Raw genomic sequence first — 22,940 nt, forward strand, 5'->3', positions numbered from 1 at the left:
CGCCGCTGCCGAGGTGGCGGCGGCGGCGGCGTTCGATGCGGTTGGCGCGGCGCGGTGTACGGCCAGCGTTGACGCGTGCGCCGCGGCGCGCGGTGTAGGCGCGATGGCGCTGGCCTTGGCGCGGGCGGCCGGCGACGCGGCGCGGCCGCCGCCCTTCAAGCGGAAGATACTGACCGCCTGCGCCAGCGACTGCGCCTGCTCCTGCAAGCTTTCCGCCGCTGCGGCGGCTTCTTCGACCAGCGCCGCGTTCTGCTGCGTGATCGCATCCATCTGCCCGATGGCGGTATTCACCTCGCCGATGCCGCTGCTCTGCTCCTGGCTGGCGCTGGTGATCTCGCCCATGATGCCGGCCACCTTGTGCACCGACTCCACGATGCGCTGCATGGTGTCGCCCGCCGTATCGACCAGGCGCCCGCCTTCCTCCACGCGCGCGACGGACGCCCCGATCAGTTCCTTGATCTCCTTGGCGGCCGCCGCGCTGCGCTGCGCCAGGTTGCGCACCTCGGACGCCACCACCGCAAAGCCGCGCCCCTGTTCGCCCGCGCGCGCCGCTTCCACCGCCGCGTTCAGGGCCAGGATATTGGTCTGGAACGCGATCCCGTCGATCACCCCGATGATGTCGCTGATGCGCGCCGAGCTGTCCTTGATCGCCCCCATGGTGCTCACCACCTGCGCCACCACATCGCCGCCTTGCCCCGCTACATCGGCCGCGTCGGCCGCCAGCTGGTTGGCTTGCTGGGCGTTGGTCGCGTTCTGCTGCACGGTATCGGTCAGGGTCTCCATTGCGCTCGCCGTTTCCTCCAGCGAGGACGCCTGCGCCTCGGTGCGCGCCGACAGGTCGGCATTGCCGGTGGCGATCTCGCTGGTGGCCACCGTCATCTGGTCGGTGCTGCTGCGGATATTGCCGATCATGTCGGCCAGCCCCTTGTTGATGTGCTCCATCGCCAGCAGCAGCTGGCCAATTTCGTCGCTGCGGCTGGTGTCGATATCCTGGCTCAGGTCGCCGCCGGCGATGCACTCCGCCGTGTCGATGGCCTGCTGCAGGCCGGAACGGATGTAGCGGTAGGCGAACAGCAGGCAGCCCACCGCCGCGATCACCGACAGCGTCTGCAGCAGCTGCGCCATGAACTGCGCCTTGTCGAAGGCCGCCGTGGCGGCGGCCACTTCGGCCCCGGTGCGCTCGTCGAGCAGGGCCAGGAACTCGTTCACCGGCTGCATGATCTTGGCCTTGTTCTGGTGGTAGGCCTTGTCGTGCATGATGCGGCGCGCCAGTTCCAGGTCCGGCTCCGCCTCGCGCGTGAAGCCGCCCTTGCCGTCGTCGAACTTGCCCTTGACCGCGTTCATGGCGATCACCTCGGTGCGCACCAGTTCATTGGAATTGGCCTCGGCCTCCTTCAGCTTGGCGAATTCCTGCTCGGTGAAACCGGCCCGTTTCATCAGCTCGGACAGCGCCACCGTCTGGCCGGAGGACGGGGAGACCGGCGCCCCCGCCGCCACAAAGTCCCAGTAGATGCGCTCATAGTTTTTGGGGCGCGGCTTCTGGCCGTTGCGGATGGCCAGGATGTCCATGTACTGCTGCTCGTAGGCCGCCTCGCCCGAGACCACATACACGCGCGCCAGGCGGGTCAGGTCGTCCGAGCTTTGCCGCAGCTCGTCGGCCAGCAGGTAGGACTGGTAGCGCGAATCGGCCGCGCGGTTGGCTTCCGCCGCTTTGCTGTCGACGCGCAGCAGGGCCAGGGTGGTCATCGCCGCCAGCACCACTGTGATGGCGAAAAAGGCAATGAAAATGCGCTTGATCGATAGATTTTTTTGCATGACGCCGCCCCCGTTGCGATCTTTTTGAAAGAACACTCCAGGGACAGCATACGCCCACTAGCGATCTACTAGTAATACCTTTTGCGCTGACACAACAAGTTACGCGGCCAGCTGTTGTAAAAGGTAGAGTCGTTGATACAGACCGTTCTCAATCTGCATCAAATCCTCGTGCGGGCCCTGTTCCTCGATGCGGCCGTGGTTCAGCACCACGATGCGGTCCGCCGCGCGGATGGTGGACAGGCGGTGCGCGATGGCGATGATGGTGACCTGGCCGCGCAACTCATTCAGCGCCACCTGCACGATTTGCTCGGTGTGCGAATCGATGCGCGAGGTCGCCTCGTCCAGCAGCAGGATGCGCGGCTTGCCGGCCAGCGCGCGGGCGATGGCGATCAGCTGCTTCTGGCCGGAAGACAGGCGCGAGCCGCCTTCGCCCATCACGGTTTCGTAGCCATCCTCCATCGCCATGATGAAGTCGTGGCAGTGCGCCGCGCGCGCGGCCGCCTCGATCTCCTGCTGCGACAGGCCGCGCCCCATATCGATGTTCTCGCGTGCCGAAGCGGCCAGCAGGAAGGGGTCTTGCGGCACCAGGCCGACATCGGCGCGGAATTGCTCGTTGTCGATTTCATCCAGCAGCATGCCGTTCATGCGGATGCTGCCGTGCGGCGCCGGGTAGTAGCGCAGCAGTAGCGAGAGCAGGGTGGACTTGCCGCTGCCGGTATGGCCCACGATGCCGAAGAAGGAACCCTGCGGGATCTGCAGCGACAGGTCGTGCAGCACGCGCTGGCCTGCGATGTATTCGAAGTCCAGGTGGCGGATGTCGGCCGCCGGCGCGTTCTCGTCGTTGGCGGCGTGGCGCACATGGGCGGCGCCGGCCGCGTTGTGCTCCTGCGCCACGGCTTCATCCAGCAACACCGCCACGCGCGCCGTCGCCACCACCGATTGCTGCAACTGGCTGAACTGCATGGTGATCTGGATCAGCGGCTCGATCACGCGCGCGATGTAGTTGATGAAGGCGTACAGCACGCCCACTTCCGCCGCGCTCATATCGCGCTGGCCGAAGACGAAAATCACCGATGCCAGCAGCAGGATATTCAGCATGTCCAGCGCCGGGCGCAGCAGCCAGGCGTTGGCGCGGATCTCCGCCATGCGCTGGGTGTAGTGGTCCGCGTTGGTGGCGGCGAAGCGCTGGCCGAAGCGCAGCTCGGCGTTGTTCGCCTGCAGCACCGTCATGCCGCCGATCGATTCCGCGATCTGCGCATTGATATCGCTGCGCAGCTGGCGCGCGCGCGTCACCGCCGGCGCGCTCAGTCGCTGGTAGAGCCAGACAATCACCAGCACGAAGGGCAGCAGCGCCACCACGATCAGCATCAGGCGCCAGTCCAGCCAGCCCATGGCCGCCACCGTGCCGAGCAGCACGATGGTGCTGTCCAGGATCACAAACAGCACCTGGATGTAGAGGCCTTTCACCGCCTCCGTGTCGTTGGTCACGCGCGATACCAGCTGGCCGGTGATGGCGCGGTCGAAGAAGGCCATCGGCAGCTTCAGCACATGGGTGTAGACGCGCTCGCGCAGGCGCTGCACCGAGCGCATGGCCACGCCCGACAGGCGCACCAGCTGGCGGTAGCGCACCCAGGTCGAAATCCAGCCCGTCACCAGCACGCCGCCCAGCAGCAGGGCCATGACCGGCCAGTCCAGATGCTTGGGCAGCAGGTGATTGTCGATCAGGCGCTTGCCCAGCAAAGGGCCGAGCACTTCCAGGCCGGCCGCCACGGTCAGGAACAGCACCGCCCAGCCCAGGTGGTGCAGGTCGGGGCCGGACGCTTCGCGCAGCAGGCCGATCGCCCGGCGCGTTTGTTCGCCGGCGTTTTGTTTCTCAGGCTGCGTCAAGGCTGGCCTCCAGTTGTTGATAGCGCCACTGGCTGGCATACCAGCCGTTCAGCGCAAGCAGTTCCTCATGCGAGCCCGATTCCGTGATGCGGCCATGCTGCAGCACCACGATCTGGTCCGCATCCACCACCGCGCTCAGGCGATGGCTGGCGATGATGGCGCAGCGCGTGGTGTGGGCGCGGCGCAGTTCCTCCAGGTGCTGCAGGATGGCGGTCTCGGTGCCGGTATCCACCGCCGACAGCGCATCGTCCAGCAGCAGCAAATCGTTGTCCGACAGCAGGGCGCGCGCAATCGCCACGCGCTGGCGCTGGCCGCCGGAGAGGGTGATGCCCTTCTCGCCCACTTCGGTTTCGTACTGGTGCGGGAAGAGCAGGATATCGTCGTGGATGGCCGCCAGGTTGGCTGCGCGCTCCACCTCCGCGCGGGTCGCTTCAGGCCGCGCCAGCGCGATATTTTCCGCGATCGACGCCGAGAACAGGAAGGACTCCTGCGGCACCCAGCTGATGGCCGAACGCAGCGCCTGCAGCGTATAGGAATCCAGCGCGGCGCCGTTCCACGCAACCTGCCCGCTGGTCGGCGTGACCTGGCGCAGCAGCACGCGCAGCAAAGTCGTCTTGCCGGAACCGGTCGGGCCCACCAGGCCCAGGGTCTGGCCCGGCTTCAGCACCAGCGAGATGTCGGCCAGCGCCGGCTCCTGCTGGCCCGGATAGGCAAAGCCCACGCCGCGCAGTTCCAGGTCGCCCGCAGCGACGTGCGGCAGGGTGCCGTGGTCCTCGATGGTGAGCGGCGCATCGAGCATCGGCTGCAGGCGCGCATAAGCGGCGCGGCCACGCTCGATCAGCGACAGCACCCAGCCGGCCGCGAACATCGGCCAGATCAACTGCCCCAGGTACATGCTGAAGCTGGTCAGCTCGCCGATGGTCAGCTCATTGATCCACACCAGGTAGCCGCCCAGGCCCAGCGACAGGCCGGTGGCCGCCGTCAGCGTCAAACCGACCGCCGGCTCATAGGCCGCCTCCCAGCGCTGCGCGCTCAGGCTCGCATCCGCCGCCGCGCCGGCCAGCTCCTCGAAGCGCTTGCTGCTGCGCTGCTCCAGGCCCAGTGCGCGCAAGGTGCGCACGCCCGACAAGGTCTCTTGCACGTGGTCGTTCAATGCACTGAAGCGCCCCAGCGAATCGGCCGACGCGGTATGGATGTGCGAAGAGATGCGCCAGAACGCCCACGCCATGAGGGGGAAGGGGATCAGCGCAAACAGCGCCAGGCGCCAATCGACGCCGACCAGCATCATGCCCAGCACCAGCAGCAAAGTGAGCGTGCCGTCAAAGCCCGCCAGCATGGCCTCGCCGGCTGCCATCTCGATGGCATCGATATCATTGGTGGCCAGCGCCATCAGGTCGCCGGTGCGCTGCTTCTGGAAAAACTGCGGGCCTTGCAGGGACAGGCGGCGATAAAAGCGCGTGCGCAGCTCCACGCCCAACTGGTAAGCCGCCGAAAACAGTTTCATGCGCCAGGCCACGCGCAAGCCGTAGTTGGCCAGGCCCAGCAAGAGCAGCAGGCCGATCGCCTGCCACAGCGCCTCCCGGCCAAGTTGGCCGGCCGCCAGGCCATCGACCATCAAGCCGATCTGGCGCGGAATCATGATACCGATGATGGCAACGCCGGTCAGCATGGCGCCGGCCGCTGCATAAGGACGCCAGTGGCTGCGGACGAAGCCACCGATCAGGCGCGATAAACTCATATGCTTAGAAGAAAAATGCTGCGAAGAGCCTGCTAGGATACATCAGCGCAGATTTTCCCGCCGGAGACGAAAATTCGTTGCAAAAGAAATGGGGACGTACCCTACTTTCGCGGAGCGAAAATAGGGTACGTCCCCATTTTTCATGCAACGAATTCGCTTACTTTATTTCTTGGACTTCGGTGCTTCTTCGGGTTCAGCTTTGGCTTCAGGCTTGCTAGCGGCTGGTTTGGCTTCGGCTTTTGCCGCTTTCGGGGCGGCTTGTGCCGGGGCTGCTGCGGCTACTGGGGCTGGTGCCGCCACTGGCGCGGCCGCTGGCGCTGCTACGGGCGCTGCAACCGGTGCTGGCGCGGCTGCCGGGGCGGCCAGTTTTGGCACTTTCACGGCTTGCTTGCTGGCTTCCTTGATCTGCTCTTGCGCGGCCTGGAACAATTCGGACTGGGTCTTGCTGGCGATGCTGAACAGCTCGCGGCCATAGGCGAAGACGCCGTCGAAATTCGGGACGCTGGCGGTGCTCTTGGCGAGGAATTCCTGCGGGTCTTTGGCCTCCAGCAGTTCGCGCGCGGTGGCGGACCCTTTGGCGACAGTGGCCTTGGTGGTGCTCAGGTTGAGGGCGATCACCTTTTGCGCGCCTTCGAAGGCGGTGGAGGCGAAGTTGTTGAGGATTTTCAGCTGCGCTTCCAGCTGCGACTTGGTGGCTGCGGAAAATTGCTCGGGAATCGAAAACATATTCTCTCCTGGAACGATGGGAAATGGTGCGCTGCAATAAGTCCATTCTAGCGGCGAATTATTGCAATGGAAAGACATTTCTGCCGACTTTTTAAGCAGAAGTTATGCACCGCAACATTGCATGCCCGCCGCCGCCTGCCTACAATCGGCCATCCCCACCTGTGGAGTCCGCGATGGACCTTGTGATCCGCCATGCCAGCCTGCCCGATGGGCGCCAGAATATCGATATTGCGATTGCGGGTGGCCGCATCGCCGCTGTCGCTCCCGCCTTGCAAGTAAAGGCGGCGCGCGAAATCGATGCGGAGGGCGACCTGGTCGCGCCGCCTTTCGTCGATGCCCATTTCCATATGGACGCCACCCTGAGCTACGGCTTGCCGCGCGTGAACCAGTCCGGCACCCTGCTGGAGGGCATCGCGCTGTGGGGCGAGCTGAAGCCGCAGCTGACGCAGGAGGCGCTGGTGGAACGCGCGCTGCAATACTGCGATTGGGCCGTGGCGCGCGGCTTGCTGGCGATCCGCACCCATGTCGATGTCTGCGACGACCGCCTGCTGGCGGTGGAGGCGCTGCTGGAGGTGAAGCGCCGCGTGGCCCCTTACCTCGACCTGCAGCTGGTGGCCTTTCCGCAGGATGGCGTGCTGCGCAGCCCGACCGCGCTGGCCAACCTGAAACGCGCCATTGCGCTCGGCGTGGACGTGGTGGGCGGCATCCCGCACTTTGAGCGCACCATGGCCGATGGCGCCGAGTCGGTGCGCCTCCTGTGCGAATTCGCGGCGGAGCAGGGCGTGCGCGTGGATATGCATTGCGATGAATCGGACGATCCGCTGTCGCGCCATATCGAAACCCTGGCCTACCACACGCAGCGCCTGGGCCTGCAGGGCAGGGTGGCCGGCTCGCACCTGACCTCCATGCATTCGATGGACAACTACTATGTGAGCAAGCTGCTGCCGCTGATCCGCGAAGCCGGCGTGGCCGCCATCGCCAACCCGCTCATCAACATCACCTTGCAGGGCCGGCACGACAGCTACCCCAAGCGGCGCGGCATGACCCGCGTGCCGGAAATGCTGGCGCATGGCATCGAGGTCGCCTTTGGCCACGATTGCGTAATGGACCCGTGGTACAGCCTGGGTTCGGGCGATATGCTGGAGGTGGCCCATATGGGACTGCATGTGGCGCAGATGACGGGCCAGGACGCCATGCGCCAGTGCTTCGAGGCGGTGACCAGCGCCCCGGCGCGCATCCTGGGCCTGGAGGGCTACGGCCTGCAGCCCGGTTGCCATGCCGACCTGGTGCTGCTGGACGCGGCCGATCCGGTGGAGGCGATCCGCCTGCGCGCGGCCCGGCGCATGGTGCTGCGGCGCGGCCGGGTGGTGGCCGAGTCGCCGCGCGCGCGGGCGCGGCTGGACTTGCCGGGCCGTCCGGCCGAGACCGGATTCCGGCTGGACAGGTGCGCTGGACTTGCAAGGGAAAATGCATGAAAATTGTGCATCATTCCTGCCATTAGGAGCAGCTTTGAAAGATATCGTCATCCGCCCCGCCACCGAAGACGATTTTGACTCCATGTGGACCATCTTCCAGGAGTTGATCGCCAGCGGCGATACCTACTATTTCGCGGCGGACACCAGCCGCGATGACTGCCATGCCTATTGGTTCGGGCGCGGCGTCAAGACCTGGGTGGCGGTGCTGAATACCGGCCGCCTGCTGGGCATGTACCGCCTGTTGTCCAACCAGCTTGACCGCGGCGCGCATGTGGCCAATGCCTCCTTCATGGTCAGCCCCGCCGCGCAAGGCGTGGGCATCGGCAAGATGCTGGGCCGCCATTGCCTGGAGCAGGCGCGGCGCGACGGCTATCTGGCCATGCAGTTCAATTATGTTGTCAGTACCAATGTCTCGGCCGTGCTGCTGTGGAAGCGGCTTGGCTTTTCCGTAATCGGCACGCTGCCGCGTGCCTACCGCCACCAGCAGCTCGGTTTTGTCGACGTGTATGTGATGTACAAGTTCCTGGCCGATCCCAACGATTGGCCTGAACAATGATCGATACCCAACGCCTGACCCTGCGTCCCCTCACACTTGACGATGCGCCGTTCTACCTGAAACTGCTGAACGAGCCGTCCTTCCTGGAAAACATTGGCGACAAAGGCGTGCGCGACCTGGACGGCGCGCGCGCGGCCATGCTGGCCGGCCCGATCGAGATGCAGGCGCGCCTCGGCTATTCGCTGTGGCTGGTGCTGCGCAAGGAGGACGGTGCGGCCATCGGCATGTGCGGCCTGATCAAGCGCGACACCCTGCCCGGCACCGATATCGGCTACGCCTACCTGCCCGACTATTGGGGGCAGGGCTACGCGTGGGAGGCGGCGTCCGCCGCCCTGGCCTATGGCCGCGATGTGGTCGGCCTGCCGTTTTTGCTCGGTATCGTGTCGCCGAGCAACACCGCTTCCTCGCAGCTGCTGCGCAAGCTGGGCATGCACTACGTGGAGCGCATCCAGCCCACCACTGACCTGTACCGCATGGAGTTCCCGCCACACAACAAGTAGGTTTGGGCCAAGATTGGTTTCTTGGCTTTTACAACTTTCGAGCGCATGATTTGGATAGCAGACCGGAAGCGGGGCATAATGTTGCCCCCAAGAAAAAAACCGGCGAACAGCCAACCAAATCGGGATACAAATCATGAACTTCGGAAACCTAAAAATCGGTATCCGCCTGGCGTGCCTGGGTGGATTTTTTTTGCTCGCCTTGTTGGTGGTGGGCTTCCAGGGCTGGAGCGCGATCGGCGCCATCAAGGCCGACAACGCGGTGAGCATGCAGCGCTCGGTCGCGCTGACGCAGGCGGTCGACACGGCGCGCGGCGCGCAGGTGGAATTCAAGATCCAGGTGCAGGAGTGGAAGAATATCCTGGTGCGCGGCCATGACCCGGCGCAGCTGGACAAGTACTCCAAGGCCTTTGTAAAGAGCGGCCAGTCCACTGCCGCCGAGCTGCAAAAGCTGTCCGGCTTGCTGACCCAGTTGAAGATGCAGACCCCGCTGGTGGATGAGGCGATCAAGATGCACGAAGAGCTGGGCAAGAATTACGGCGCTGCGCTGCAGCAGTTCGACTCCGCCAATCCGGAGAGCTACAAGATGCTGGACAAGGCGGTGCAGGGCATGGACCGTGCGCCGACCAAGAAGATCGATGAAATCGTCGACTACATCGGTGCCCAGGCCAAGAAGAATGCGGGAGAGGCGGTGGCGGCGGCGGATGCGAGCAGCCGCGCCGCCACCCTCACGCTGATGATCGTGCTGGTGGTGACGACCGCCATCGGCGCCGCCCTCCTGTGGTGGATTGTGCAGGGCATTACGCGTCCGCTGGACCAGGCGCTGGATATCGCCAAGACCGTGGCGGCGGGCGACCTGCGCTGCGATGTGGAAGTGACCACGCGCGATGAGGTGGGCGAGCTGCTGACGGCGCTGAAGCAAATGAGCGGCAACCTGTCGGATATCGTGAGCCGCGTGCGGCAGGGCACCGAGACCATCGCCAGCGCGTCCAACGAGGTGGCGACGGGCAGCATGGACCTGTCTACGCGCACCGAGCAGCAAGCCAGCTCGCTGGAGGAAACCGCTTCCTCCATGACGGAGCTGACCAGTACCGTGAGGCAGAACAACGAGAACGCCACGCAGGCGCGCAAGCTGGCCGACGAGGCGTCCAACGTGGCGGTGCGCGGCGGCGCCACGGTGTCGGAGGTGGTGCAGACCATGGGCGCGATCAACGAATCGTCGCGCAAGATCGTGGACATCATCGGCGTGATCGACGGCATTGCGTTCCAGACCAATATCCTGGCGCTGAATGCGGCGGTGGAAGCGGCGCGCGCCGGCGAGCAGGGGCGCGGCTTTGCGGTGGTGGCGGGCGAGGTGCGCAACCTGGCGCACCGCTCCGCTGCGGCGGCCAAGGAGATCAAGGAGCTGATCGGCGATTCCGTGGAGCGTGTGGAAGCGGGCAGCCGCCTGGTGGGCGAGGCTGGCGTGACCATGGAGGAAGTGGTGAGCAGCGTGCGTCGCGTAACCTCGATCATCGGCGAGATCGCCATGGCGACCGGGGAGCAAAGCCAAGGCATCGAGCAAATCAGCGATGCCATCAGCCAGATGGATAGCGTGACGCAGCAGAACGCGGCGCTGGTGGAGGAGGCGGCTGCCGCCGCCGAGGCCTTGCAGCAGCAGGCTGCCAGCTTGTCGGAGGCGGTTTCGGTGTTCAAGGTGCACGAGCCGGCCGGTGCTGCCGGCCGCACGCGCATGTCCGCAGGCCGCAGCCTGCAGACCCTGCCTGCTTAAGGCTTCCCGCCGGGCGCTGGCTTGCCGAAGAACCAGGCCAGCGCAAGGTGGACGCGGCTGGCCCATGACAGTTCGTTGTGGCGGCCGCCCTGGTCGGCGACAAACAGCAGGTCGCGCCCTTCGCGATAGCCGGTCTTCACCAGGGCCTGGCGGAAGGCTTCGCTGTCCTCCAGGCCGTCATACACCGTTCCCGCGTCGATATACAGCTTGAGCGGCATGCGCTTGGGCGGGTTGCGGACCGCGTCGCGGTTGTTCCACCAGAAGGAGCTGGAGAAACCGCCTGCCATCGAAAAGACTTTAGGGTAGCGCTGGGCGATGCCGAGCGAGGCGATGCCGCCCAGCGAAGATCCCATGATGGCGGTGTGGGCGCGGCCCGGCTTGGTGCGGTATTGCTTGTCGACCCAGGGTTTGACGGTCTTGGCGACAAAGTCGGCGTAGGCGTTGAGCTTTCCGCCGCCATGCTTGGCGTCGCAGCAGGGGGTGTATTCGCCGATGCGGTCGCTGGTATTGTCGATGCCGACCACGATCACTTCTTCCATATCCCCTTGCCTGACCAGGCGGTCGGCCACTTCGTCGATATTCCATTCAGTGCCGTAGGCGGCGGTTTTGGCGTCGAACAGGTTCTGGCCGTCGTGCATATAGAGCACGGGGTAGCGGCGCTTGGTGTCGCTGCCGTAGCTGGGCGGCAGGTAGATGCGCAAGCTGCGTTCGTTGCCAAGTTGCGGCGATTTGAATTTTTCGACCAGCTGCAGGGTGCCGTGGCGCGCCGGCTTGGGCGCTTCGGCTGCCGGCAGCAGGCGCGTGGCCAGTACCTCGGCGCGGTTGCGCGCGCCGCTGGCGCCGCCGGCGTCGGCGTAGCTGGCGTTGCTTTGCAGGTCGCTCATGTTGTAGAAGGGCTGCAATTCCAGCTTGTAGCTACCGGGCTTGAGCCGGGCGGTCAGCGGGGTGGACCATGCGGGACCGTCGGCGGGGGCGTTGTGCGGCATTTGCACGATGCCTTGCGCGACCAGGGCGCCGTGCTGGTCGCGCAGGCGCAGGGCTTGCACAGCGTTGGTGATGCCGAGGTTGATCTGGTGGGCGTGGTTGTTGTAGCGCAGTTGCAGATGGTAGCGGCCTTCCCTGGTCACCGTCAGCGCGTCGATGTCAGCCTGCAGTGCGCCGGCAGGGCAGAGCGGTTGCGAATGGTGGCTGCGCGCCGCGCTGGACGGGTGGACTGCCTCCGCTGTGTAGCAATGCCGCGCCGGGGACGCGGTGGCGCGCTCGCGCCACTCGCCGGCCGCGACGCCTTGCGCGGCGAGCTGGCCGTCGCGGTAGATGTTGTAGCGCGCTTCGTCGCGCGTGCCGGGCGCGGGCGCGATACGCAGCGTTGCCGCCGCGCCGGCAGCGGCCTGCTGGACGATGGGTTCGGGCGGGGCAGTGGAGGCGTCTTCGCTACCGGCGAAGGTGATGGACTGCCGCCCTGGCACCAGCGGCCCCATTTCCACCTCGATCAGGTTATCCTCCGCCAGCTCGCTCCACGGCACCGGGCTGCGCGCGTCGCGGCCGTTCAGCTTGCCGCCGATTGGCACGTAGACGCCTTCCAGCGCCACGGCTGGCGGCAATTTGATCCTGAGGTGCAGGCGCTTGCCATGCAATGTGAGATTGGAAAGCTCGACCACGTCGCTGCCGGCAAACCATTCGCGCCGCAGGCGCGAGGTGATGAACGGGTTCACGTGCAAACGCTCCGCGTCCACGCCGATACCGAACATCTGCTGCACCACCATGCCGAGATAGCCGCCCACCGACCAAAGCTGGCGGCGCGAGTTGATGGCCGGCGCGGACGGATCGCCGCTGCGCCATTCCATATTCTCCATATTGGAGAGGTTGAGCGCCGCGCCCTGCAGCAGGCTGGCGTAGGCGGCATCCGCCACCGCGACATTGGTATGCTGCACCGCCGCGCGCAGGCCGTAGGCGGTAACGAAGGGCCACAAGGCGCGGTTGTGGTAGACCGGCACGCCGGGCTGCTGCGGCCAGATGACCGGCGCGCCGAGCGGGCCATGCGGGTAGCGCGCCAGGATGGATTGGGCCTGGCCGGCATCGGCCACGCCGGTGATGATGGCCAGCGCCTGCCCCAGCCAGTCGAACTTGTGCAAAGGCGCACCGTCGAAGTGGCCGGCGGTCAGGCTGCTGTACATGCCGGCATCCTTCAGCCACAGGCGCTCGTTGATGGCGATTTTCAGCGCGCCCGCCCATTGCGTGTAGCGGCGCGCGGTGCTGTTGTCGCCCGCTTCCTGTGCCAGCTCGGCGGCCAGCGTCAGCGCCTTGTAGTGGGCGATGTTGGTGGAAAGCGACTTGGCGCTGGCCATGCTGGACAGGTCGCGCGCAATCCACGCCGCGTAGGACTGCTCGCGCCAGTCCAGGAAGGATTGCTCGCCGTTATACAAGCCGCTGGCGGCATCGAAGGCTGCAAGGCGGTCGTTTTCGATGGTGTTGCGCAGGGCTTGCAGCGCGCTGGCCGCGAACGGCGCGCGTTCGGCGGCAGGCAACGATTTCAGGGCCTGCTCGGCGCCGAAGGCCCAGCTGACACGGTCGGTGCTGACCGGCCAGCTGCCGCCGCTGCCGGTGTCCTGCACGATCTGCAGGCCGTCTGCGCTGCCGGCCGCCAGTGCGGGCTTGCCCTGACGGTAGCCGGAGAGCTTGAACAGCAGGGAGTTGCGGGTGCGCTGCGGGTCCAGCATGGCCAGGCCCAGGTGGGCGGCATAGGACAGGTCGCGCGTCCACACGTAGTGCCACTTTTCGCCGGTTTCAAAGCACTCGCAGGCGATCGGCTGGCCGCCGTTATAGCTGCCGTCGCGGATGGCTTGGACGGAGTCCTGTTTCATCTCCGTGACCGCCAGCGCGAACAGGGCGTCGAAGGCCAGGTTGCCGCTGCGGACGCGCGGCAGGCTGGCTTGCTCGGTGTAGGTGATGGATTGCGGCGCGTTGTCGCGCAGCGCCATGGTGGTAGCGTGCGTGTAGCTGCGCAGCGCCGCCTGCGCGTCCGGCGTTGCGAAGCGCGCGCGGTGGTCGCCGAAGGGCAGTTCGATGCTGGTGCTGGCGAGCGCCGGCGCGGCCGATAGCGCCAGCGCAAAGGATGCCGCGAGCGCCGCCGCGCCGCGGCCCTTGCGCGGCATGCCCGGCCGGTGCTGGACGTGGGCGAGGCGGGGCGCCATCACTGCACCTCCATTACCAGCACGCTGCGCGCCGGCAGCGTGAATTTGCCTTGCAGCGGCATGCTGCGGCCGGTGATGACGTCGGTGCCGCTGCGCGCACCGGCCAGCATCTCGCGGAAACGGTCGGCGTCCAGCGTGACATCGGCCGTGTTCTTGTTCAGCGCTACCATGATTTTCTGCTTGTCGTCATAACGGAAGTACACATAGGTATCCTGCTCCGGTCCGAATTGCATCATCTTGCCATGTTTGACCGCGCTGGAGCCCTTGCGCCAGTTGGCCAGCTTGCGCACGAACGCCTGCATCTCGCGCTGCGCCGCGCTCAAGCCGGCGCCGGTAAAGGCGTTCACCTGGTCGCCGGCCCAGCCGCCCGGCATATCGTGGCGGTAGGACGGATCGTCGCGTCCCTTGACGGTGCTCGGCATCAGGATCTCGGTGCCGTAATAGAACTGCGGAATGCGCGGCACGGTCAGGGTGAAGGCCAGCGCCATGCGCAGCAAGGCGGGGTCGCTATTTACCGCGCTGAAGCTGCGCGACAAATCGTGATTGCCCTCGAACAGCACCAGGTTGGAGGGGGCAGGGTAGAGGTAGTCCTGCGCCAGCGTCTCGTACACATCGTACAGGCGGTAGCTGCCGTCGGTATCGGCCAGCGCCTTGCGCAGCGCGTCGTTGAGCGGGAAGTCCATCAGGCTCGGCGCGTTGAGCGCCTGCCAGCGCGCCACGATCGGGATGCGCGTGCTCCATTCCTCGCCCACCATGTTCAGGTTCGGATACTCCGCCCGCAGGCGGCGCGACCACTCGGTGAGGAAGCCGGTCTCGGAATAGCCGTAGGTGTCCACGCGCAGGCCGGACAGCCCGGCATACTCGATCCACCAGATATTGTTCTGGATCAGGTAGTTCGACACATAGGGATTGGCCTGGTTCATGTCCGGCATATGCGGCCCGAACCAGCCCTGGGTGAAGTTGCGCGCATCCTCCTTGCTGCCGTAAGGGTCGACATTGGCCACCCGATGGTGCGCCGTGGGCGTGAACTTGCCGTCGTAGCTCAGCCAGTCGGGCATCGGCATATCCTTCAGCCACCAGTGACGGCTGCCGATGTGGCTCAGCACCACGTCCTGGATCACGCCGATGCCGCGCGTACGCGCCTGCGCCACGAAGTTGCGGAAGTCCTCGTTGCTGCCATAGCGCGCATCCACCTTGTAATGGTCGGTTGCCGCATAGCCGTGATAAGAATGCTTGTCCTGGTTGTTCTCGACCAGGGGTGTCGGCCAGATCTGTGTGAAGCCCATGTCGCGCACATAGTCCAGGTGCGCCGTCATGCCGGCCAGGTCGCCGCCGTGGCGCCCGCTGCCATCGGCGCGGTTGGCCTTGTCCGGCATGCCCGCCACGCTGTCGTTGGCCGGATCGCCGTTGGCGAACCGGTCCGGCATGACCTGGTAGATCGCATCGGCCGAATTGAAACCCTGGCGCTGGGCCGAGCCGGGTGCGCGCGCCAGCAGCTGGTAGCTATACGTCATGCCGCTCTTGCCCGGTGCCGCGAAGCGGATGTCGAAGCGCCCCGGCGCCACGCCTGGCGCCAGCACCAGGTCGATGAACAGGTAATTGCGGTTGGCGACCCGGCTCACGCTCGCAATGCGCACGCCCGGATAGTCGATGGACGGCTCCAGTCCCGCCACCTGCGGCGCATGCACCATCAACTGTAGCCTGGGGTCCTGCATGCCGGCCCACCAGAACGGCGGTTCCATATGCTGGATGCGCGCCTCGGCGGCGAAGGCGCTCGGCAGCAGGGCCGCCGCGAACAGGGCGGCGCAAATGGTCTTTCTCATCATGTCTCCGGTTGGAATGTCTTACGGGCCCGACAATACACCCAATTGAGCTGTAGTTCTACTACATCGAATTTGGCCTCTGGCTGTAGCCGAAATACAACGCAACAACAGGAAATCCCCAAGGCGGCCTTCAATTATTCGCAGTAATACATGCTGGTGATGATAGTCATTCATTGACATTGAATCTAGTTTTAGTACAGAATCCGGCTCAGAGCGTCCGAAAGAGCGTTCGCTTCCTAAGGATTCCCGTGTAGTCGAAATAAACCGGTATGCGCAGGTTGCGGGAAAATTGTTTAATGAGTGAGGGGACTTTAATGAACATCTTCGCAAGTAAGCGAGGCAATACCGTATTCCGACTGAGCCCAGTTGCAGCTGGCTGCGCTGTCTTCGTATCTGCCTTCGCCGGCTCCGCATACGCACAAGACACCACCACCGGCCAGGCGGCCGATGCGTCCATGCAAACCGTGACCGTGTCCGGCATCCGTCGTGGTATTGAAGACGCGATCTCGGTCAAGAAGAACGCCACCTCGATCGTCGAAGCGATTTCCGCCGAAGACATCGGCAAGCTGCCGGATTCCTCCATCGCCGAATCCATCGCCCGCCTGCCAGGCCTGGCCGCCCAGCGTGTTGCCGGCCGTGCCCAGAACATTTCCGTCCGTGGCCTGTCGCCGGACTTCTCCACCACCCTGCTGAACGGCCGCGAGCAAGTTTCCACCGGCGACAACCGCAGCGTGGAATTCGACCAGTACCCGTCCGAGCTGATTAGCGGCGTGACCATCTATAAGACCCCGGATGCGGGCATGGTGGGCCAGGGCCTGTCCGGTACGCTGGACCTGCAGACCGTGCGTCCGCTGGCCTTTGGCAAGCGCACCTTCTCCATGGGCGGCCGCGTCGAGAAGAACTCGCTGGGCGGTATCGCCAACACCGACGACCGCGGCAACCGCTTCAACTTCAGCTACATCGACCAGTTTGCCAACCGCACCATCGGCGTGGCGATCGGCTTTGCCCACCAGGATCAGCCGCAGCTGGCCTATGAAACCGGCGTGTACGAGCCATGGAAGCGCGAATCGCGCCCAGGCGTAGCAGCTGGCACCACCGTTACCGACGGCATCAAGTCCCTGGGCCGCAGCGGCTACAACAAACGCAATGGCCTGATGGGCGTGCTGCAGTACCGCCCAAGCAAGACCTTCACCAGCATGATCGACGTGTACGCGTCGCAGTTCAAGCATGAAGACACCGCCAACCAGTTCGAAGTGCATATCGGCGGCTACAACGGCAACTACACCCCTGGCCTGAACTTCGAAAACGCCGTCGCAAATGGCGGCGTGCTGTCCAGCGCCACCGCAACCGGCGTGTACCCGCTGGTGCGCGGCATGTACGACAAGCGCAAGGACGATATCCGCGCCATCGGCTGGAACAATGAATGGAAGCTGGATGGCTGGTCCCTGGTAGCCGACATCAGCCGCTCCACCGCCAAGCGCGATGAAGTGAGCCTGGAAAACAACCTGCAGATTAGCGATGCTGCCGGCAATCCATTCCTTGATTCCGTCAAGCTGGGCTTCCGCACCGGCGGTTTCCCGACCATGGACCCTGGCCGCGATTACAGCAACCCGGCCAACCTGTACGTGCGTAACACCATTTACGGTTCCGGCTACGGCAAGACCCCGAAGGTCGAGGATGAGCTGAACGGCTTCAAGCTGGCCGCCAACATCCAGTCCTCGGGTGCTATGGAGAAGTACTTCTCGAGCTTCGATTTCGGCGTGCACTATTCCGACCGCAGCAAGTTCAAAGACCAGCCGGAAGGCAGCATCAACCTGAAGGGCGCGCCATCCACCATCTCGTCCGACCTGATGTATAACTCGGTCGATCTCGGCTTTGCCGGCGTCGGCATGATCCCGGCCTGGAACGTCCCGGGCGTGGTTGCCAAGTACATGACCTTTGCACCGGTCAACAACCTGGACTACCTGATTGCCAAGGCATGGACCGTGGATGAGAAGATCACCACCACCTTCGCCAAAGCCAATATCGACTACGACATGGGCGGCGTTTCAGTGCGCGGTAACTTCGGCGTGCAGGCACAGCACACCAAACAGTCGTCCGACGCCAAGTACTGGGACGGCACCGCCCCGGCCGGCAGCCAGGTCAAGCCAGTCCACGACGGCAAGACCTATACCGACTACCTGCCAAGCCTGAACCTGGCGTTCGGCTTCGAGAATGACCACACCGTGCGCATGGCCCTGGCCAAGCAGATGGCTCGCCCACGTGTTGACCAGCTGCGCGCTGCGCTGGACTTCAACGTCGGCACCAACGACTTCAAACCAGGCGGCAGCGGCGGTAACGCCCAGCTGGACCCATGGCGCGCCAAGGCCTTCGACATCTCGTACGAAAAATACTTCGGCAAGAAGGCGTACGTGTCGCTGGCTGGTTTCTACAAGAAGCTGGATACCTACATCTTCACCGAGACCCGCACCCGCGACTTCTCGGCGCAGATCCCGGGCACCAAGGCGATCACCCCGTTCGGTAACTACACCGCGCCTTACAACGGCAAGGGCGGCAACATGAAAGGCCTGGAGCTGACCGCTTCCCTGCCGCTGAACATGGTAACCCCGGTGCTGGACGGCTTCGGCGTGAGCGGCAGCTATGCTTACACCGACAGCGCGATCACCATCAAGGACCCGAGCAGCAGCATCGCCACCAACATTATGCTGCCGGGCCTGTCGAAGAACACCAGCAACCTGACCCTGTACTACGAGAAGGCAGGCTTCGAAACCCGTGTCAGCCAGCGTCGCCGTTCCGACTTCGTGGGCGAGATCGGTAACTTCGCCGGCGAGCGCACCCTGCGCTACGTGGTGGGTGAGAACATCATCGACTTCCAGATCGGCTACAGCTTCGGCGAAGGCATGTTCAAGGGCATGGGCCTGGTGCTGCAGGTGAACAACCTGCGCAACGCAGCCTACGAGACCTACAACGGTATCGCCAACCAGCAACTGGAATACCAGAAGTATGGCCGCACCGTCCTGCTGGGCGCGAACTACAAGTTCTAATCCTGCAGCATAAAAAAATCGGGGGCCGCGGCCCCCGATTTTGTTTTACTTCGCTTTAGCGGCGAGTTGCTTGTTTTGTTCGTCCAGCCAGGTTTTCAGCGGGGCGAAGTAGTCCAGCATAGCCTGGCCATCGATGCGTTCTTCACCGGTGGCGGCTTTCAGTGCTTCCGGCCACGGCTTGGAAGCGCCCATCTCCAGCATGGACCACAGCTTCTTGCCTGCTTTTTCACTGCCGTAGATCGAGCACTGGTGCAGCGGGCCGGTGTAGCCGGCTTCCTTACACAGGGCACGATGGAGTTGGAATTGCAGCAGGTGGGCCAGGAAGTAGCGCGCGTACGGCACGTCGGCCGCCACGTGGTACTTGGCGCCGGCGTCGAAACCGTCAGCCAGCATCGGCAGCGGGCGCTTCACGCCCATGTACTGCTCGCGCAGCTGCCACCAGCTCTTGTCGTAGTCCGCAGGCTTGGTCTTGCCGGCGTACACGTCCCAGCGCCATTTATCCACCGAGTAGGCGAATGGCAGGAAGGCTACTTTGGCCAGGGCGCGCTTGAGCAGCTCGCCGGTGGCGGCATTCGGGTCCGGTTCCTCGTTCATCAGGCCGACCTTCTTCAGGTAGTTCGGGGTGATGGACAGGGCAATGGTGTCGCCGATCGCTTCGTGGAAGCCGTCGTTGGCGCCGTTGCGGAACAGGCTCGATTGGTTCTTGTAGGCCAGGTCGTAGTAGATGTGGCCCAGCTCGTGGTGGATCACCGCGAATTCCTCTTCGGTCGGGCGGATGCACATCTTGATGCGCACGTCGTCCTTGCCGTCCAGCTGCCATGCGGAAGCGTGGCACACCACGTCGCGGTCGCGCGGTTTTTCCAGCAGCGAACGCTCGTAGAAGGACTCCGGCAGCTTAGGCATGCCGAGCGAGGTGTAGAAGCGCTCGCCGTACTGCACCATCTCCTTGGCGCTGGTCTTCTTCTGTTCCAGCACATTGGTCAGGTTGAATTTGGAGGCGCCGGTGGCCGGCATCAGCAGCGGGTAGATGTTCTCCCAGCTCTGGCTCCACATATTGCCGAACAGGTGGGCCGGGATCGGGCCGGTCAGCGGCACCACTTCCGGGCCATAGGCTTCGCGCAGCTTGTAGCGGGTGTAGGTGTGCAGCGCTTCGTGCAGCGGCTTGACCTGCTGCCAGATGCGTTCCATCTCGGCCGAGAATTCCTCCGGCTTCATGTCGTAGCCCGCGCGCCACAGGGCGCCGGTGTCGGCGTAGCCCATTTCGCGCGCGCCCTTGTTGGACAGCTCAACGTACTCGGTGTACAGCTTTTTGTAGGACGGCGATTGCTGGTGCCAGCCGCTCCACGCTTCCAGCAGCTCTTTCGGGTTGCGGCTGGTGGCCAGGGTTTTTTCCAGGTCGCCCAGGGCCTGGCACTTGCCGTCGGCGGTGCAGTACTTGGCTTTGCCGTAGGCGCCATTCAGCTTGGCGTTGGCGTCGGCGTAAGCCTGGCGCTCTTTCTCGTTCGGCAGCATCAGCGTCAATTGCAGCAGCTTGATCTTGCGCGCTTCCTCGTCGCTCAGCTTCACGCCGTTAAAGCGGCGTGCTTCCAGCGCGGCCTGGCCGGACGCGTCCAGCTGCAGCTCGCCGAAGTAGGCGGTCAGCGCTTCGGTGTCGTCGGTGATGAAGTTTTGCGCGACCCAGGCGGCGCGGCTGCCGATGTGACCCAGCTTGTCGAACTTTTCTTCGGTCTGGGCGATAAACTTCTTCGCTTCAGCCGGGGTGCCCTTGCCCTTTTTCGGGGCGGGGGCGGCGTGGGCGAAGCCCGTCGCCAGGGCCAGGCCCAGGGCCAGGACCAGTGGTTTTTTCATAGTAGTTTTAGTCAATTCAATCTCCTCTCAGATAAAACTGCCCGCTAATATATCACTCATGAAACTCATACAACTCGCAGTTTTGGCCCTCTGCAGCCAGGCCGCCCTGGCCCAAAATGCCGACCGCCAGTTCATTTCTGCCGCTCGCAGCGCGAATTCGCTGGAAATCGGCACAAATGACGGTAAATACATCATCAAGCCGTATTCGGCGGCTGTGGTGGAAACCACCTTTATCCCCAACGGCGAACAGTTCGACCCGGCCTCGCACGCCGTGGTGCTGGCGCCAACGGGCGTGGCCACCACGCTGCGCGAAGAGGGCGGGGCGCTGGAATACGCCACGCCCGGCCTGACCGTGCGCATTGAGAAGAAGCCTTTCCGCATCAGCTACGCCTACAAGGGCAAGCCGCTGGTGGCCGAGAAGCGCGGCTACCGCCGCGAAGGCAAGATGGAGGCGCTGGAGTTCGCGCTGGACGGCGACGAAGCCCTGTACGGCGCCGGTGCGCGCGCGGTCGGCATGAACCGCCGTGGCCACCGCTTCCAACTGTATAACCGCGCCCACTATGGCTACGAAGCGCGCTCCACGCTGCTGAACTTCACCATCCCGATGGCGCTGTCGTCGAAGAAGTACGCCATCCACTTCGACAACCCGCAGACCGGCTATCTGGACTTCGACAGCAAGAAGGACGGCACCCTGTCGTACGAAACCATCGGCGGGCGCAAGACCTACCAGGTGGTGGCGGGCGAGCAATGGGAAGACGTGGTGGCCAACTACACCAGCCTGACCGGCCGCCAGCCCTTGCCGCCGCGCTGGACCTTCGGCAATTTCGCCAGCCGCTTCGGCTACCGCACGGAGGCGGAAACCCGCGCCGTGGTCGACAAGTTCATCGCCGAGAAGATCCCGGTCGACGCCGTGGTGCTGGACCTGTACTGGTTCGGCAAGACCGTCCAGGGCACCATGGGCAACCTGGCCTGGGACAAAGACAGCTTCCCCAACCCGAAAGGCATGATGGCCGACCTGGCAGCCAAGGGCGTGAAGACCGTGATCATCACCGAGCCCTTCGTGCTGACCACCTCCAGCCGCTGGCAGGAGGCGGTCGCCAAGAAGGCGCTGGCGAGCGACGCCACCGGCGCGCCGGGCCGCTACGACTTCTACTTTGGGAACACCGGCCTGATCGACTTGTACCGCCCCGAAGGACGCGACTGGTTCTGGAACATCTATAAAGAGCTGAAGGCCGGCGGCGTGGCCGGCTGGTGGGGCGACCTGGGCGAGCCGGAAGTGCATCCGGCCAGCCTGCGCCACGGCAGCAAGGGCGAGCTGGGCGCCGACGAGGTGCACAATATCTATGGTCACGACTGGGCGCGCCTGATCGCCGAAGGCTATCAAAAAGAGTTCCCGCAGGAGCGCCCGTTCATCCTGATGCGCGCCGGCTACTCGGGCTCGCAGCGCTTCGGCATGATCCCCTGGTCGGGCGACGTGCAGCGCAGCTGGGGCGGTTTGCAGTCGCAGATGGAGATCGCGCTGCAAATGGGCATGCAGGGCCTGGCCTATATGCACTCCGACCTGGGCGGCTTCGCCTCGCCGATGCTGGATGACGAGCTGTATGTGCGCTGGCTGCAATACGGCGTGTTCCAGCCCGTGTTCCGCCCGCACGCGCAAGAGGAAGTGCCGTCCGAGCCGGTGTTCCGCGCCGAGCGCGCCAAATCGCTGGCGCGCGAAGCGATCCGCCTGCGCTACGCCATGCTGCCCTATAACTACAGCGCAGCCTTCGACAACAGCCAGAGCGGCCTGCCGCTGATGCGCCCCATCCTGTTCGAAGGCGGCGATGGCGGCGTGGCCTCCACCTACCTGTGGGGCCGCGACTTCCTGGTGGCCCCGGTCACCGAGCCTGGCGCGCAACGCAAGGAAGTCAACTTCCCCGCCTCGTCCAAAGTCTGGTTCGACTTCCACAGCGGCGCCGCGCACAAGGGCGGCATCAACGAAGTAGTGCAGGTCGTCCCCGAGCGCATTCCCGTGTTCGTGCGCGCCGGCGCCCTGGTGCCGATGGCCAAGGTGGTGCAATCCACCCGCGACTACAGCGCAAAGCAGATTGACCTGCACTATTACTATGACGCCAGCGCCGCCGCCTCGTCCGGCAAGCTGTACGACGACGACGGGGCCAGCGCCGACGCCCACGCGCAAGGCAAGTACGAACTGGCCCGCTTCAGCGCCGCCGCCTCCGCCGCCGGCTTTGCAATTGGCATCGACACCGAAGTAGGCAAGGCCTGGCAGCCGGTCGCCCGCACCTATGCCCTCAAGGTGCACAATGTGGCAAGCCGCCCGCGCAGCGTGGCGCTGGATGGCAAGCCGGTCGCCGCCCGCTGGGACGCCCGCACGCGCACCCTTGAGCTGACCCTGCCGGCGCGCGCGGCAATGAAAGCGAAATTGTCAGTCGTTCTGTAACATGACTACAAATTAGCACTGAAACTGGCTGTTTACGGGCTGTCATTGCATTGACAGCCTGTAGTTGCCATGTTATTTTGCTACAAATTTACGCAAGCGCGGACAAAAAACGGGGACACCAGATGCAAC

The 22,940-nt window shown here is 64.6% G+C and carries 13 protein-coding genes; 6 read left to right on the top strand and 7 right to left on the bottom strand.

The annotated features are described in order from the left end of the window. The 4 genes from GTP41_RS06075 to phaP all read right to left on the bottom strand — a co-directional run. Positions 1-1,815: methyl-accepting chemotaxis protein (locus GTP41_RS06075; protein WP_161024686.1), on the bottom strand; the 1,815-nt coding region annotated here is incomplete at its 3' end. 99 nt (positions 1,816-1,914) lie between these two features. Then, a complete protein-coding gene (locus GTP41_RS06080; protein ID WP_161024687.1) occupies positions 1,915-3,741 on the bottom strand; it encodes an ABC transporter ATP-binding protein in 1,827 nt (608 codons plus the stop codon). After that, the gene (locus GTP41_RS06085) at positions 3,689-5,440 is read right to left on the bottom strand and encodes an ABC transporter ATP-binding protein (protein ID WP_161024688.1); all 1,752 of its coding nucleotides are present in this window, start codon (positions 5,438-5,440) and stop codon (positions 3,689-3,691) included. The genes GTP41_RS06080 and GTP41_RS06085 overlap by 53 nt, the downstream gene beginning before the upstream one ends. A 162-nt stretch (positions 5,441-5,602) precedes the next feature. Then, on the bottom strand, positions 5,603-6,166 hold the full coding sequence (phaP, locus tag GTP41_RS06090) for a TIGR01841 family phasin (protein ID WP_161024689.1): 564 nt from the start codon (positions 6,164-6,166) through the stop codon (positions 5,603-5,605). Positions 6,167-6,339: 173 nt separating this feature from the next. On the opposite strand from phaP, the gene GTP41_RS06095 reads away from it, so the two are divergent. From GTP41_RS06095 to GTP41_RS06110, 4 genes are all read left to right on the top strand, one after another. Further along, positions 6,340-7,641: an amidohydrolase family protein gene (locus GTP41_RS06095; RefSeq protein ID WP_161024690.1), complete on the top strand. Its 1,302-nt coding sequence runs from the start codon at positions 6,340-6,342 to the stop codon at positions 7,639-7,641. Between the two features lie 34 nt (positions 7,642-7,675). Next, positions 7,676-8,197: a GNAT family N-acetyltransferase gene (locus GTP41_RS06100; protein WP_161024691.1), complete on the top strand. Its 522-nt coding sequence runs from the start codon at positions 7,676-7,678 to the stop codon at positions 8,195-8,197. Continuing rightward, positions 8,194-8,697, top strand: a complete 504-nt coding sequence (locus GTP41_RS06105; RefSeq protein ID WP_161024692.1) for a GNAT family N-acetyltransferase — start codon at positions 8,194-8,196, stop codon at positions 8,695-8,697. Before GTP41_RS06100 ends, GTP41_RS06105 begins: the two co-directional genes overlap by 4 nt. 133 nt (positions 8,698-8,830) lie before the next feature. Continuing rightward, a complete protein-coding gene (locus tag GTP41_RS06110; RefSeq protein ID WP_161024693.1) occupies positions 8,831-10,465 on the top strand; it encodes a methyl-accepting chemotaxis protein in 1,635 nt (544 codons plus the stop codon). Here the strand turns inward: GTP41_RS06110 and GTP41_RS06115 are convergent. Both GTP41_RS06115 and GTP41_RS06120 read right to left on the bottom strand, forming a co-directional pair. Further along, positions 10,462-13,656, bottom strand: coding sequence for an alpha/beta hydrolase-fold protein (locus tag GTP41_RS06115; protein ID WP_229502761.1), 3,195 nt, complete (start codon positions 13,654-13,656; stop codon positions 10,462-10,464). The two genes, GTP41_RS06110 and GTP41_RS06115, sit on opposite strands and share 4 nt — an antisense overlap. Next, a complete protein-coding gene (locus GTP41_RS06120; protein WP_229502762.1) occupies positions 13,656-15,482 on the bottom strand; it encodes a glycoside hydrolase family 13 protein in 1,827 nt (608 codons plus the stop codon). Before GTP41_RS06120 ends, GTP41_RS06115 begins: the two co-directional genes overlap by 1 nt. 311 nt (positions 15,483-15,793) lie before the next feature. On the opposite strand from GTP41_RS06120, the gene GTP41_RS06125 reads away from it, so the two are divergent. Then, positions 15,794-18,523 carry a TonB-dependent receptor gene (locus GTP41_RS06125; RefSeq protein WP_161024694.1) on the top strand — a complete coding sequence of 910 codons (2,730 nt, stop codon included), beginning with the start codon at positions 15,794-15,796 and terminating at the stop codon, positions 18,521-18,523. Positions 18,524-18,568: 45 nt separating this feature from the next. Here GTP41_RS06125 and GTP41_RS06130 read toward each other — a convergent pair whose 3' ends face one another. Continuing rightward, the gene (locus tag GTP41_RS06130; protein ID WP_229502763.1) at positions 18,569-20,386 is read right to left on the bottom strand and encodes a M2 family metallopeptidase; all 1,818 of its coding nucleotides are present in this window, start codon (positions 20,384-20,386) and stop codon (positions 18,569-18,571) included. Between the two features lie 43 nt (positions 20,387-20,429). Here GTP41_RS06130 and GTP41_RS06135 point away from each other — a divergent pair, with 43 nt between their 5' ends. Continuing rightward, positions 20,430-22,811, top strand: coding sequence for a glycoside hydrolase family 31 protein (locus GTP41_RS06135; protein WP_202419644.1), 2,382 nt, complete (start codon positions 20,430-20,432; stop codon positions 22,809-22,811). Positions 22,812-22,940: the final 129 nt, after the last annotated feature.

The sequence above is a fragment of the Pseudoduganella guangdongensis genome (assembly GCF_009857475.1).
Lineage (GTDB): Bacteria > Pseudomonadota > Gammaproteobacteria > Burkholderiales > Burkholderiaceae_D > Rugamonas > Rugamonas guangdongensis.